The sequence below is a fragment of the Sphingomonas sp. R-74633 genome, from assembly GCF_013416555.1.
In the GTDB taxonomy this organism is placed as follows: domain Bacteria; phylum Pseudomonadota; class Alphaproteobacteria; order Sphingomonadales; family Sphingomonadaceae; genus Sphingomonas.
In genome coordinates this window covers 335496-349343 of the sequence record NZ_JACCFG010000001.1, presented here as the reverse complement: position 1 = coordinate 349343, position 13848 = coordinate 335496, and the positions used below count along the sequence as shown (strand labels likewise).

The following is a 13848-nucleotide window of genomic DNA, read 5'->3' as shown; positions in this document are numbered from 1 at the left end:
GACTCGGCTTATCCCCCGTCGGCCGCAAAAGTGGCGCTAGGCGGGGGTTGTTACGCGATGGCGCGGAATCGAAGACGTTTCCGAGACACTCTCGTGACTCGATTGTGACAGCGCCTCCGTACGCGCCCGAAATGGTTCAGGGCGTGGTGACGATGTTGCCCGATTGCATCACGAACCGGACATTTCCGAGCGCGAACAAATCTTTGAGCGGATCGCCGGCGACCGCGACCAGGTCGGCGATTCGGCCCGGCGCGATGCTGCCGATGCGGTCCTGCATGCCCAGGATCGCGGCGTTGCCCGCCGTGGCGGTCCACAAGGCGTCGGCCGGCGCCATCCCCCAGCCGGCCATCAATTCGATCTCGCGGGCATTGGCGCCGTGGGCGAACACGCCGGTGTCGCCACCCACGCACATCGTCACGTCGGACTTGAGCGCGGCGGCATAACTCGCGCGCTTGGCCCGGATCGCCTCGGGCTCGGGCGCCATGCCGTTCCAGCCGCCATAGCGGGTGATCGCATCGGTGGCGGCGAGCGTCGGGCAGAAGGCGGCGCCGTGCGCCTTCATCAGCGCGAAGGTCTCGGCGGTCGCATCATTGCCGTGCTCGACCGTGTCGGCGCCCGCCAGGATCGCGCGGCGCATCCCCTCGGGCGTGCTGGCATGGACCGCGACCTTGCGCCCGGCATCATGCGCGGCGGCGACGCCGGCCTTGAGCTCGTCGAGGCTGAAGGTTGCGCGGCTGGGCTCGCCCGGACCCCAGCGGTAATCGGCGTAGAATTTCACCCAGTCGGCGCCATGCGCGATCTGGCCGCGGACCGCGGCAACGATCCCCTCCCCGCTCACTTCCTCGGCGCCCTGTGGCACATCATAGGCATAGCCCTTGGGGCCATAGGCTCCGGTAGCGACGAGCGCTCGGCTGGCGATCAGCAGGCGCGGTCCCGGCACAATGCCTTGCTGGATCGCCAGTTTGAGCCCGGCATCGGCATCCCCTGCCCCTTCGGTGCCGAGATCGCGCACGGTAATGAACCCGGCCATCAACGTCGCGCGCGCGTGCGCGACGGCGCGGGCGGTACGGAGCGCCAGCGGCTCCTTCATCACCTGATCGTTCCAGCTGGTCTCGTTATAAGGGTGGAGGAACAGATGGACGTGGAGGTCGATCAGCCCGGGCATCAGCGTGGTGCCGGGCAGCGCGAGCGTCTCGGCGCCGGTGGGCGCAGTGACGTCCGGCCCGGCGGCGACGATCTTGCCGTCGGCGACCAGCACCTTCCAGCCGGGGTGCATCACCCGGTCGGTCGCGGTGAACACGCGGTCGGGCACGAGCAGCACCGGCGCCTTTTGCGCGACGGCGACGCCCGGAACGAGCAGCAAGGCGGCGGCGAGCAGGCGGCGGAGCGTGGTCATGCCGCCAGACTGGCAGCACGCCGGTCGCAGCGCCAGTATTAGTACATTGCGGTCATCGCCACGCCCCCGGCGATCAGCACCACGCCGAGCACCTGGCGCAGGCTGAGCTTCTCGCGGAACAGCCGGTGCCCCGCCGCCGCCGCGATCGGCATCTCGATCACCCCCAGCGCGCGTACCGCCGCGGCCGGCGCCAGGTTGAGAGCGAGGAACCAGCCCGACGAGGCGAGCGCACCGAACAGCCCGGCGCCCAGCGACTGGCGCCAGCCCCGGACCACTGCAACCAGCGCCGCCCGGTCGCGCACCAGAAGATAAAGCCCCAGCCCGCCTGCTTGCACCGCCTGGACGATCGCGACGCACGCCACCGCCGAGAACCAGGGATGGTGCGGCTCGAGCCGCAGCCCGGCATGGCGGAAGGCGTTGAGCGCGAAGCCGAACAACAGCCCGGAGAGCACGCCATAGGTCACGCCGAGCACGGGGTGATGCGCGCCCTCGATCTTCTTGGGCCAGACCAGCACGGCGAGCCCGAAGGTGGTCACCGCCACGCCCGCCCAGCCGAGTGCGGAGAGATTGTCCCCGAACACGACCAGCCCCACCGTGGCCGCCAGCGGCACCGAGCTTTGCTGGAGCGCGGTGCCCACTGCAAAGCCCGCATGGTGCATGGCGAGCAACAGCGCGGCGGTGGCGATGACCTGCGCCAGCGCGCCGGTCAGCGCCGGCCACCAGAAGTCCCAGCCGAACTGCGGATCGAGATGTGGGCTGAGCGCGAACGCCACGCCGGTGAAGACGAGCGAGAATGGCAGGCCGAACAGGAAGCGCACGAGCGTCGCGCCCCAGGGGCCGGTGTTCGACATCATGCCCCGCTGGAGCGCGTTGCGACCCACCTGAAACCCCGCCGCCGCCACCGTCGCTACTGCCCAGAGCACGCCTTACTCCTATCCCAGACCCGGGTTGCGCTTAGGCATCGCCAGGCGAGCCATCAACCCAGCTAATGGCTCTTCCGAGAAATGGTGGTTTGTGCGCCGGGGGCTGCGCAGGCCATCTCGCGGGCACAGCAATTCAGGAACCCGCGCATGAAGCCGATCCACCTCGCCGCCCTCGCCCTCCTAACCACCGCCACCACCCACCAGCAGGACGATCCGCTGACCCGCCCGATCGCGCCCGAGGCCGCGGCCAAGTGGATCGGCCCGCAGGCGCCGGTCCGCGTCTATGGCAACACCTCGCTGGTCGGCTTCGAGGGGATGAATGTCGCCCTGATCGACACCGGCAAGGGGCTGATCCTGATCGACGGCGCGGTGCCGCAATCGGTTCGCTCGGTCGAGGCGAACCTGAGCAAGCTTGGCTACCGCATCCAGGATGTGAAGCTGATCCTCAGCACCGAGCCGCATTTCGACCATGCCGGCGGCCTCGCCGCGCTGGTGCGCGACAGCGGCGCCACCGTGCTGGCCGGGGCCTGGGCGGTGACCGCCTTGAAGCAGGGGATGAGCACCCCGGACGATCCCCAGGCCGCTTGGCTGGTCCCCTTCCCCGCCGTCTCCCGGGTGCGGGCGGTGAAGGATGGCGAGGCGATCCGACTGGGCAGCGTCACCGTCACCGCCCGCGCCACGCCGGGGCACACGCCGGGCAGCATGAGCTGGACCTGGCGGAGCTGCGAGGGCCGCGCGTGCAGGACGATGGTCTTCGCCTCGAGCCTCAACCCGGTCGCCGCCGACGGCTATCGCTTCACCAAGCATCCCGAAGTCGTCGCAAGCTTCCGCGCGACCCAGGCCCGCGTCCGCGTCATGCCCTGCGACATCATGTTCAGCGCGCATCCCGACAATTCGGGCGGCATCGAGAAATATGCGCGCTTTGCCAAGGGCGTGCGGCCCAACCCCTATATCGATCCCGGCGCCTGCCGCGCCTATGCCGACAAGTCGGCCACCGCGCTGGCGAAGCGGCTGGCCGACGAAAAGGCGGGCAAGGCGCGCTAGCCCCGGCGCGCAGCGGCGCGAAACAGCGCGGCCGCGAGCAGCCAAGGAAGCGTGAACGCGCCGATCAGCGCGGCGGTGCGCGGCTCGGTGGTAAGCGCGGGGATGACGGTGGCGGCCTGCACCAATGCGGTCGCCGCCATCGTCCAGGCCATGCCGATTGGTTGGAAGCGCGCAACGAACCCGCCGAGGATCGCGACGGCGATCACCCCGCCGAAGATCAAATTGAGCGGATTGCCCTCGTCGCCGATCATGCCGACGGCTAGGTTGATCCAGACGGTGAGGAACGCCGTGAACAGCGCCACCGCCGCCCCGGCGCGATAGGCCCCGCTGGTCCGCGCACGAATCGCCAGCTCGAACATCAGCCCGGTCCCGCCGATCAGCAGCGCCGCGACGAGGAAGTCGACCGGCCCCCAGGAGACTTCACGGGTAAGCTGCATCGCGATCGCCGGCAGCATCAGCAAGCCCGCCGCCGCGCTCCACGCCGCGATCCGCAGCCGGGTGCTGGTCCGGGGTTCGTTCATCACCTGCGCCGCCATGCCTGCCTCCGTTGTTGACGGTCAGGCTCTGCGCTTCGGCGCCCGAAAGCGCCAACCAGCTTTCGGAGGAATCGCCGTGCAGGGGATGTGCAGGAGTAGAAATTACGGCTCAAAAGATCCTCACCCGAGATCTCGACAGAGCATTATGGACCTGTAGTAATATGTTTTATGATCACAGCATCGCTCATCCCCGAAGAATCCTGGAACGACATTCCAGAGGATAATCGTGAGGCATTCCTCTTTCTCGCCCAGATAGCGCGAACCAGACTAACAGAAGTCCTTCAAGGCGATGACGCTGCCAGAGGACCCTACACTACAAAATCATGGCAGAGGCAGTATGTTTGGGAGCTAACAGCAATCGCAGATGAGCTCGGAATCCCCGGACTACCGACAGCAGCAACTGCGCAACAAACCACGGAGACGCTTGCGGAGTTCGATGCACAGCTTGCTCGGATTCTTACCAGCATAAAAATCGCACTCCGCGGGTCACTGCGAACCGAGTCCGTGACTCTTTCCTATACAACAAAAGAGACGATCCGATCACAAATCGAAGAGCTTAGATCTTCTGTGAACCGCTCGAATCTGTCAGATTCTGCTAAAGTCTCCCTTCATAAAAAGCTGGATGCCGTTGAAGCGCAGCTCGATCAAAAACGAGCAGGCCTGCGTCCTTTTTGGATTCTCGCTGGCGCCATTGGCACCCTTCCGCAGATTACCAGCTTCCTCGCGGATGCGCCGGGAGCGAAGAAGACAATCGATTCAATGATGGAGACCGTTCAAATCGAACGAAAAATTGAAGCGGAGCAGGAATTCCGCCTCTGCAATCCGCCCGCATTAACTCACGAGCCCATCAAGCAGATCACTGACCAAAGCAGCCCCACGGTGTAACCTTTGGTTGAGCAGCCCGCTGGTCATGAAACCAGCGGGCTCATTCAACGAAAGGCGATCACCTCACCAGATGCGCACGCGCTTGTCCGGTGCGACATATTGCTTCTGGCTCGCGTCGATCTTCCAGGCGGCATACCAGGCATCGACATTGCGCAGCGGGTTGATCGCGCGGATCTGGCCCGGCGAGTGCGGGTCGCTGACCAGCTGCTGGCGCAGCGCCTCGGTGCGGAACAGTGTGCGCCACACCTGGCCCCAGCCGAGGAAGAAGCGCTGGTCGCCGGTATAGCCGTCGATCACCCTGGCCTTCTTGCCGCCGAGCGACTGGTGATAGGCGTCGAGCGAGATCAGCACGCCGCCCAAGTCGCCGATATTCTCGCCCATCGAGGCGCGGCCGTTAATGTGGACGCCGGGCAGTCCCTCGAAGCTGTAGGCCTCGTACTGCGCGCCGAGGATCGAGGCCTGGGCTTCGAACTTGGCGGCGTCTTCGGCGGTCCACCAGTCGCGCAGCACGCCATTGCCGTCGGACTTGCGGCCCTGATCGTCGAAGCCGTGGCTGATCTCATGGCCGATCACACCGCCGATGCCGCCATAGTTGACGGCATCATCGGCCTGCGGATCGAAGAAGGGCGGCTGCAGGATCGCGGCCGGGAAGACGATCTCGTTCTTCACCGAGTTGTAATAGGCGTTCACGGTCTGCGGGGTCATGCCCCATTCGGTCTTGTCGACCTGCCCACCGAGGCGGTTGCGGCGGAAATCCCATTCGAAGCGGCCGGCGCGCTCGGCATTGCCGACCAAGTCGCCCGGCTTCACTTCGAGCGCCGAATAGTCGCGCCACTTGTCGGGATAGCCGATCTTGACGGTGAAGCCCTTGAGCTTCTCCTGCGCCTGCGCCTTGGTCGCCGGGCTCATCCAGGCGAGGTTGTTGATCCGCCCGGCGAGCGCAACGCGCAGGTTGCCGACCAGCGTGTCCATCTTCGCCTTGGAGGCCGGCGGGAAATAGAGCGCGACATAATCGCGGCCCACGCCCTCGCCGATGCCGCGCTCGACGAACGCCACGCCGCGCTTCCAGCGATCGCGCTGCTGCGGCTGGCCGTTGAGGAACTTGGAGCGAAACTCAAACTGCGCATCGACGAAGCGCTTCGAGAGCATCGGCGAAATGTCATCGGTAGTGCGGAAGGCCTGCCAGGCCTTGAGCGTCTCGAGATCGGTGTCGGCGAAGACCTTGGCGATCGCCGGGATCGCGGTGTTCTGCGACACGATCACCCGGTCGGCCTTGGTGAGGCCCGCCGCCGCCCAGAAGCTATCCCAGCCAAAGCCCGGCGCGCTGGCCTTGAGCTCGGCGACGCTGGTCGGGTTATAGGTCTTGTCGCGGTCGCGGCTCTGCGCGCGGGTCCAGTGCGCCTTGGCGATCTGGGTCTCCATTGCGACCACCTTGGCGGCCATCGCATCGGCATCGGCCCAGCCGGCCATGCCGAGCAGCTGCGCGACATATTGCTGATAGCGCGCCACCTGCGGCGCGAACTTGGCGTCGAGATAGAGGTCGCGGTCGCCGAGACCGAGGCCCGACTGGCGCAGGTACAGCGCATAGACGTCGGGGCTCTTGGCATCGTCGTTGACGCCGACACCGAAGAAGCTGCCGCCAAAGCCGCCGACCGAGGCACCCATCAGCCGGGCGAGATCGTCCTTGCTCGCCGCAGCCTTGACCGGCGCGAGGCGATCCGTGAGCGGCTGGGCGTCGAGCTTTTCGGCCAGCGCCTCGTCCATGAAGCCATTGTACAGGATCGCCGCCTTCATCCGGTCCGGATGCGCGGTGTCGGTGACGCTATAGCCCGAGAGCAGGTTGCGCGTGCGGACTTCGGAAAGGTCACGCAGCACTGCGAAGGCGCCGTAGGACGAACGGTCGGCGGGGATCGTGGTGCGATCGACCCACTTGCCGTTGACGAAGCGGAACCAGTCGTCGCCGGGTTTCACGCTCTTGTCCATGCCGGTGAGGTCAAAGCCCCAGGCGCCGTAGCGGGTGGCGCCGGCATCGGCCACGGCAACGGGCGCGCCCGATTGCTGGCTGAGGCCGATCGCGGGCACGGCAAGCACGGCCATGGCCGAGGCGAGCAGCAGATATTTCTTCACGTGGCGGTCCCCCGAAATTGCGACGTTAGGCGCGTCTGGGGAAAGTGTGTCACGCTGCTCGGGGACGCGCAATATCCTTGCGCGGGAGGCTACAAATCATTCGCGGGCTGGTAGGTGATCCGCACGCCGGACACATTTTCGTTCCGGAGGAATATCCGCGACCGAGCAGCGTAGCGAACGAGAAGCCGGTCCGGGCCAAGCCAGTGCACGTCAACCCACGGACCATGCCAATCGGCCGGCATTGCGGCACCGTGACCGTCGTCCGAGATGAAAACATTTCCTCCGGCGGCAGGCAATTCTCCGGGACGCAGGATGGATATCTGCGTGGAGAACCCCGTGGTCGCGCCGCATTCGCGCTGGAACAGCACTGCGCTCAGCCGGCCGTCCGGCGCATCGACCGCCGAGAGCGGATCATTTCGGCAACCGTCGGAGCGGTCGAGGCAACCCGACAGCAACCCCGCCAGAGCGATAAGCAAGGCGAACCCGCTGTGCACGGACATGCTCCCTCTTTCCGTTTCGGCAGCCATGGTTCGCCAGGGTGCAGAGAGGATGCAGACGCCGTCCGCGTTCGATCGAGACATGACAAAAAGCCCGCCGGCCTCAGGACCGACGGGCTTTTGAAATGGTGGGCGCGGTAGGGATTGAACCTACGACCCCACCCGTGTGAAGGGTGTGCTCTACCACTGAGCTACGCGCCCATTGGCCGTTAGGCCGAAATGGGAAGCGGGCCTTTAGGCGGCACAGCCCCTGCTGTCCAGCCCCAAAACCCGGTTTGAAGCGGCTTAGTTGACCGCGTCCTTCAGGCCCTTGCCGGCCTTGAACTTGGGCTGGTTCGACGCCTTGATCGTCATCGGCTCACGCGTGCGCGGGTTGCGCCCCGTCGAGGCCTTGCGCTTGCTGACCGAGAACGTGCCGAAGCCGACCAGTCGAACCTCATCGCCCTTCTTGAGCGCGGTCTGGATGGCATCGAACACAGCCTCAACTGCCTTGCTCGCATCGCCTTTGCCCAGCCCGGAGGTCTCGGCGACCTGTCCGATCAGCTCTTGCTTGTTCATTTCGTGACTTTCCCCCTCATGAAATACGCACAAATACGCGAGTCGCGCCCACAGGCCGAGCGATCAAGTCAGCACGACGCCGCCGCCACTGTCAAAACGTTTCACCCCGCTTTTCGCTCGAAATGACGAAAAGGTTACGGTGCCTGAACGGTTGGCGACGGCCGCCCATCAATGATGGACGGCGTCCCCCAGGCCCGTGGTGCCCGCCGGCGGCTGGGCCGCCAGCTCGTCGGACTCGCTCCAGTCGATCGCAGTCAGCGGCTCGGTGAGCGCGAGGCGCAGCACTTCGTCGACATGCTTGACCGGGATGATATCGAGCCCGTCGCGGATGTTCTGCGGAATCTCGGCGAGGTCCTTGCGATTGTCCTCCGGGATCAGCACCGTCTTGATGCCGCCCCGAAGCGCCGCGAGCAGCTTCTCCTTGAGGCCGCCGATCGGCAGCACGCGGCCCCGCAGCGTCACTTCGCCGGTCATCGCGATGTCCTTGCGGACGGCGACCCCGGTGAGCGTCGAAACGATCGCCGTGACCAAGCCGATGCCCGCCGACGGCCCGTCCTTGGGCACTGCACCTTCGGGCAGATGGACGTGGATGTCCTTGCGCTGGAGCAAGCTCGGCTTGATGCCATAGGACGGGCTGCGCGCCTTGACGAAGCTGAACGCGGCCTCGACCGATTCCTTCATCACATCGCCGAGCTTGCCGGTCGTCTTGATCATGCCCTTGCCGGGCACGGTGACGCTCTCGATGGTCAGCAGCTCGCCGCCCACCTCGGTCCAGGCGAGGCCGGTGACCGCGCCGATCTGGTTCTCTTCCTCGCCGAGCTCGTGGCGATATTTCTGCACGCCGGCGAACTCGTGGAGGTTCTCGGGCGTGATCGTCACGCTTTCGGTCTTGCCTTCCAGAATCCGGCGCAGCGCCTTGCGAGCGAGCTTGGCGATCTCGCGCTCGAGCGTACGCACGCCCGCCTCGCGGGTATATTCCTGGATCAGCTTGCGCAGGCCGCCGTCGGTGAGGATGAACTCGCCTTCCTTCAACCCGTGCGCCTCGATCTGCTTGTCGAGCAGATGGCCCTTGGCGATCTCGACCTTCTCGTCCTCGGTGTACCCCTCGAGCCGGATGATCTCCATGCGGTCGAGCAGCGGCTGCGGGAGGTTCAGCGAGTTCGCGGTGGTGACGAACATCACATCCGAAAGATCGATGTCGATCTCCAGATAGTGATCGTTGAACTTGTTGTTCTGCTCGGGATCGAGCACCTCGAGCAGCGCCGAGGCGGGGTCGCCGCGGAAATCCTGGCCAAGCTTGTCGATCTCGTCGAGCAGGAACAACGGATTGCTGGTCCCGGTCTTCTTGAGGTTCGACACGATCTTGCCCGGCAGCGAGCCGATATAGGTGCGGCGGTGGCCGCGGATCTCGGCCTCATCGCGCACACCACCGAGCGACTGGCGGACAAATTCGCGCCCGGTCGCCTTGGCGATGCTCTTGCCCAGCGAGGTCTTGCCGACGCCCGGCGGGCCGACGAGGCACAGGATCGGCCCCTTCAACTTGTTGGTGCGCGCCTGGACCGCGAGATACTCGATGATCCGGTCCTTGACCTTCTCCAGCCCATAATGGTCCGCATCGAGGATCTTCTCGGCCTCGACCAGGTCCTTCTTGAGCTTCGACTTCTTGCCCCAGGGCAGCCCCAGCAGCACGTCGAGATAGTTGCGCACCACCGTGGCCTCGGCGCTCATCGGCGCCATGGTCTTGAGCTTCTTGAGCTCGCCCTGCGCCTTGGTGCGGGCTTCCTTCGAGAGCTTGAGCGTGGCGATCTTCTGGGTCAGCTCGGCGATCTCGTCGCCGTCGCCCTCTTCGCCCTCATTGCCGAGCTCACGCTGGATCGCCTTCAACTGCTCGTTGAGGTAATATTCGCGCTGCGTCTTCTCCATCTGGCGCTTCACGCGGCTGCGGATCTTCTTCTCGACCTGCAGCACGCCGAGCTCGCCCTCCATGAAGGCGAACACCATCTCGAGGCGCTTCATCGGATTGGTCTCGACCAGCAGCGACTGCTTGTCGGACACCTTCACCGCGATGTTGGCGGCCACCGCGTCGGCAAGGCGCGATGCCTCTTCCAGCTCGGCGAGCTGCACCGCGGTCTCGGCCGGCAGCTTGCGGTTGAGCTTGGCGTAATTCTCGAACTGATCGACGACCGAGCGCATCAGCGCCTGGATCTCGGTGCCTTCCACCGCATCATCGTCGATCGGCGCGACCGTGGCGGTCAGGAAGGCGCCGCCCTCCTCCATCGTGACGAGCGAACCGCGCTCCTTGCCGGCGACGAGCACGCGCACGGTGCCGTCCGGCAGCTTGAGCAGCTGGAGAACTTCGGCGGAGACGCCGGTATCGTACAGGTCTTCGCGGCCGGGATCGTCCTCGGCCGGATCGAGCTGGGCGACGAGGAAAATCTCCTTGTCGTCGGCCATGGCGGCCTCGAGCGCGGCGACCGACTTGTCGCGGCCGACGAACAGCGGCACGATCATGTGCGGGAAGACGACAATGTCCCGAAGGGGAAGAACGGGGTAGGACTGCTTCATGGATACTCCTGAGCCCGCACAGGGCTCCTCATCTCCATTATATGGTGGCCGCGCAGCCGGCATCAATCGCCGAACGCTATCAGGCTGTGGAGTGTTGCTTCCCATTGCGGCACGGGCAAGCGGTTTTATGCCCGCTGCGGATGTCAAAGCACGCCGCATGAGGGGCTTTTGCGCACTTCCGGCGCCGTTCTGCCCGTCCCAACCCCGCGACTCGCGCCACTTTCAAATCCGCGCCGTTTTCCTATGATCCCCGCATTCGCCTGATCGCCTGAAGGAGGCTCCCATCCGCACCCATCTGCTCCTCGCCGCCTCGGCCCTGGCGCTCACCGCCCTTCCCGCCGCCGCGCAGACGATCAAGCCCGGCGAGCCGGCGATCACTCCGACCACGCAGGAATCGGGTGGTCCGATCGCGCCCGAGCGCGCTGCGCTGCATCTCGACCATGTCGATCTCGCCATCGAAGTCTTCCCCGAGAAGCAGCGCATCCAGGGCACCGCGACGCTGGCCGTCACCAGCGCGATCCCGCAAAAAATCCTTCAGATCGATCTCGACAAGAACCTGCCGGTCTCCGCGCTCAGCGTCGACGGCAAGGCGTTGACGGCGAAGGAATGGGCCAATCCCGAAGGCCGGCTGATGATCACCCTGCCCCGCCCGTTAAAGGCCGGCGGCAAGGTCATGCTGAAGATCACCTATGGCGGCACGCCGCATGTCGCAGTCCGCGCGCCGTGGGACGACGGCATGGTCTGGGCCAAGACGCCGGGGCCGGACCGCCTGCCCTGGATCGCCAGCACCGCCGAAGGCTATGGCTGCGACCTGTTCTGGCCCTGCCTCGACTTCCCCAAGGGCGAGCCCGACACCGTCGACCTGCACGTGACCGTGCCCAAGGACCTGAAGGTCGCCGGCAATGGCAAGCTGGTCGGCACCGACACCCTGCCCGATGGCCGCACGATCTGGAACTGGCACACGCGCAGCCCCAACCCCTATTCGGTGACGCTCCAGATCGCGCCCTACAAGCTGCTCCAGGCCGATTATAAGAGCCGCTACGGCAACACGATCCCGATGGAATATTGGTATCTGCCGGGCCGCGACGAGAAGGCGAAGAAGCTGTTCGACGAGTTCGCGCCTTCGCTCGACTTCTACGAGAGCGTGATCGGACCCTATCCCTGGAGCGACGAGAAGGTCGGCGTCGCCGAGACGCCGCATCTCGGCATGGAGCACCAGACGATCAACGCCTACGGCAACAACTACAAGCAATACCCCTCGGGCTTCGACGAGATCTTCCAGCACGAGCTCGGCCATGAATGGTTCGGCAACCAGATGTCCGCGAGCAACTGGGACGATTACTGGCTGCACGAGGGCTTCGCCCAGTACATGCAGCCGCTCTACGGCCGCTGGCGCGAGGGCGAGGCGCGCTATGCGATCATGATGGAGGATTTCCGCCTCACCGTCTTCAACCGCGCGCCGGTGGTCTCGGGCCAGATCCGCACCGAGGAGCAGGTCTATGAAGAGGGCAATGGCGGGCCGGGCCAGGACATCTACGTCAAGGGCGCCTGGATCCTCCACACGCTGCGCAACCTGATCGGCGACGAGAAGTTCTTCGATGCGACGCGGCTGCTCGTCTATGGCCGCCTCGACCCCAAGCCGGGCAATTTCACGCCGCGCTTCGCCACCACGCCGGACTTCATCAAGTACGTGAACCAGGTGACCGGCAAGGACATGCAGTGGTTCTTCGACGTCTATCTCTACCAGGCGAAGCTGCCCGATCTGGTCGAGGATCGCCAGGGCGACACGCTGACGCTCCGCTGGAAGGTGGAGAATGACAAGCCCTTCCCGCTGCCGGTCGAGGTCTCGGTCGACGGCAAGGTGAAGATGGTGGAGATGAGCGGCGGCACCGGATCGCTCAAGGTCCCGGCGGGCGCGCATGTCGTCGTCGATCCGGACTCGCGCATCCTGAAATACTCGGCGGCCGTCGAGGCCTATCAACGCTACGCCTATCGGAGGTGATGATGATCGAACTGGTCCATCCCGAACCCACCAGCGTCTATGCCGTCATCGCGCTGTTCGGCAGCCTGTTCGTCTGGGCCGCGGTGCTGCTCGTTGCCAAGGGCAGGCGCGGCACCGCGGAAGTAGAGGCGGCGAGCACGCGCGATTCCGGCTCGATGCTGGGCGTCGCCATCCAGGCGCTCGGTTTTCTGGTGGTGGGCTTCGGCCCGCTCAAGCTGGTCCTGGGATCGCCGGACGCGCTGGCGATCGGCGAAGTCATCGCGGTGCTGGTGCTGATCGCCGGGGTGATCGCGCTGTTCATGGCCTCGTCGCGGGCGATGGGGCGCAACTGGGCGATCGTCGCGCGCACGCTCGATGACCACCAGCTCGTGACCTGGGGACCGTTCGCGGTGATCCGCAACCCGATCTACGTCGCGCTGTTCATCTGGATCCTGGTGATGGCGCTGGCGCTCGGCCATTGGCGCGGGCTGATCCTCGGCGTGCCGCTCTACTGGATCGGCACCTGGATGCGCGTCACCCGCGAGGAAAGGCTCCTGCGCGCGCAGTTCGGCGCCGCCTATGACGCCTATGCCGCGCGCGTGAAGCGCTTCATCCCCGGGCTGATCTAGGGGCCAGCCCGGGGCGCCCTCTGTTCAGTCCTCCGGCATTCCGCCGTCGGGCCGCAGCAGCTTGGCCAGCACATAGGCAAAGCCGATCTGCCAGGGCGTGTAGATCTTGAGCAGCTGGAGCCAGTTGCCAGGGAAGGTCTCATTGCCCGCCAGCGTCGTCATGTAGAGGTAGACGACCAGCGCGCCGATCCCGGCGAGCAGCGCGGTGCCGAACACCGCGAAGATCGCCACCGGCGTGCCCGGACGGCCGAGCCCGGTGATCATTACCAGCAGCAGTGAGAGCCCGGCTCCCACCCCGCCGCCGACAAGCCCCGGCAGCATCGGATGGGTGACCGTATTGACCTGCCCGGCAAGCTCTGCCGCCGCCCAATGCGCGACGGTAAAGCCGATGAGCAGCACGGCGACCTTCATCACCAGCCGGTGCCCGCGCCCTGCCCAGACGAGGGGCAAGGTCAATAGCGGCGTAATCCAGATCGCCCCATTGGCGACATTCGAGAGAACGAGAACGCACAGGCCTGCGGCGAAAAGCAGATGGCCCAAAACAAGCCAAAGGAATGCCGCGCCGGCGGCCGAATCAAGCGCAAGATCGAACGGCGAACGAAACTCGCGGGGATCTTCGTCCGCGAGGATGGCAGCATCAGACATAGGACGACTCCTTTATCCGGCTAATACAGTGAAGGTGCGCCTCATCTTGCCCCACGTCAACA

The 13848-nt window shown here is 65.5% G+C and carries 13 protein-coding genes and 1 tRNA gene; 4 read left to right on the top strand and 10 right to left on the bottom strand.

Annotated features, from left to right (window positions below):
• Positions 1 to 136: 136 nt before the first annotated feature.
• Both HZY97_RS01645 and HZY97_RS01640 read right to left on the bottom strand, forming a co-directional pair.
• Positions 137 to 1396 (bottom strand): amidohydrolase family protein, encoded by a 1260-nt coding sequence (locus tag HZY97_RS01645; protein WP_180139923.1) that lies wholly within the window; start codon positions 1394 to 1396, stop codon positions 137 to 139.
• 38 nt (positions 1397 to 1434) lie between these two features.
• Positions 1435 to 2319, bottom strand: a complete 885-nt coding sequence (locus HZY97_RS01640) for a DMT family transporter (protein ID WP_180139921.1) — start codon at positions 2317 to 2319, stop codon at positions 1435 to 1437.
• Between the two features lie 147 nt (positions 2320 to 2466).
• Here HZY97_RS01640 and bla point away from each other — a divergent pair, with 147 nt between their 5' ends.
• The gene (bla, locus tag HZY97_RS01635; protein WP_180139919.1) at positions 2467 to 3363 is read left to right on the top strand and encodes a subclass B3 metallo-beta-lactamase; all 897 of its coding nucleotides are present in this window, start codon (positions 2467 to 2469) and stop codon (positions 3361 to 3363) included.
• Here the strand turns inward: bla and HZY97_RS01630 are convergent.
• Positions 3360 to 3884, bottom strand: coding sequence for a hypothetical protein (locus HZY97_RS01630; RefSeq protein ID WP_218942843.1), 525 nt, complete (start codon positions 3882 to 3884; stop codon positions 3360 to 3362). The genes bla and HZY97_RS01630 overlap by 4 nt on opposite strands.
• A gap of 183 nt (positions 3885 to 4067) precedes the next feature.
• Between HZY97_RS01630 and HZY97_RS01625 the strand changes: the two genes are divergently transcribed.
• On the top strand, positions 4068 to 4784 hold the full coding sequence (locus tag HZY97_RS01625) for a hypothetical protein (RefSeq protein ID WP_180139913.1): 717 nt from the start codon (positions 4068 to 4070) through the stop codon (positions 4782 to 4784).
• A gap of 63 nt (positions 4785 to 4847) precedes the next feature.
• Here the strand turns inward: HZY97_RS01625 and HZY97_RS01620 are convergent, their stop codons facing one another.
• From HZY97_RS01620 to HZY97_RS20870, 6 genes are all read right to left on the bottom strand, one after another.
• Positions 4848 to 6881 (bottom strand): M13 family metallopeptidase, encoded by a 2034-nt coding sequence (locus HZY97_RS01620; RefSeq protein WP_180141572.1) that lies wholly within the window; start codon positions 6879 to 6881, stop codon positions 4848 to 4850.
• A gap of 119 nt (positions 6882 to 7000) precedes the next feature.
• Complete coding sequence (locus HZY97_RS01615) at positions 7001 to 7411, bottom strand: hypothetical protein (protein WP_180139910.1); 411 nt, start codon at positions 7409 to 7411, stop codon at positions 7001 to 7003.
• Between the two features lie 123 nt (positions 7412 to 7534).
• Positions 7535 to 7609, bottom strand: a tRNA-Val gene (locus tag HZY97_RS01610).
• 84 nt (positions 7610 to 7693) lie between these two features.
• Positions 7694 to 7966: an HU family DNA-binding protein gene (locus HZY97_RS01605; RefSeq protein WP_180139907.1), complete on the bottom strand. Its 273-nt coding sequence runs from the start codon at positions 7964 to 7966 to the stop codon at positions 7694 to 7696.
• Positions 7967 to 8134: 168 nt separating this feature from the next.
• Complete coding sequence (lon, locus tag HZY97_RS01600) at positions 8135 to 10531, bottom strand: endopeptidase La (RefSeq protein WP_180139904.1); 2397 nt, start codon at positions 10529 to 10531, stop codon at positions 8135 to 8137.
• Between the two features lie 241 nt (positions 10532 to 10772).
• Positions 10773 to 11057, bottom strand: coding sequence for a hypothetical protein (locus HZY97_RS20870; RefSeq protein WP_257214839.1), 285 nt, complete (start codon positions 11055 to 11057; stop codon positions 10773 to 10775).
• A 66-nt stretch (positions 11058 to 11123) separates the two neighbouring features.
• On the opposite strand from HZY97_RS20870, the gene HZY97_RS01595 reads away from it, so the two are divergent.
• Positions 11124 to 12533: a M1 family metallopeptidase gene (locus HZY97_RS01595; protein WP_257214838.1), complete on the top strand. Its 1410-nt coding sequence runs from the start codon at positions 11124 to 11126 to the stop codon at positions 12531 to 12533.
• Entirely contained in the window at positions 12533 to 13141 is a 609-nt protein-coding gene (locus HZY97_RS01590; protein WP_180139901.1) for an isoprenylcysteine carboxylmethyltransferase family protein, read from the top strand. Before HZY97_RS01595 ends, HZY97_RS01590 begins: the two co-directional genes overlap by 1 nt.
• A gap of 24 nt (positions 13142 to 13165) precedes the next feature.
• Here HZY97_RS01590 and HZY97_RS01585 read toward each other — a convergent pair whose 3' ends face one another.
• Entirely contained in the window at positions 13166 to 13786 is a 621-nt protein-coding gene (locus HZY97_RS01585; RefSeq protein WP_180139899.1) for a hypothetical protein, read from the bottom strand.
• Positions 13787 to 13848 lie beyond the last annotated feature (62 nt).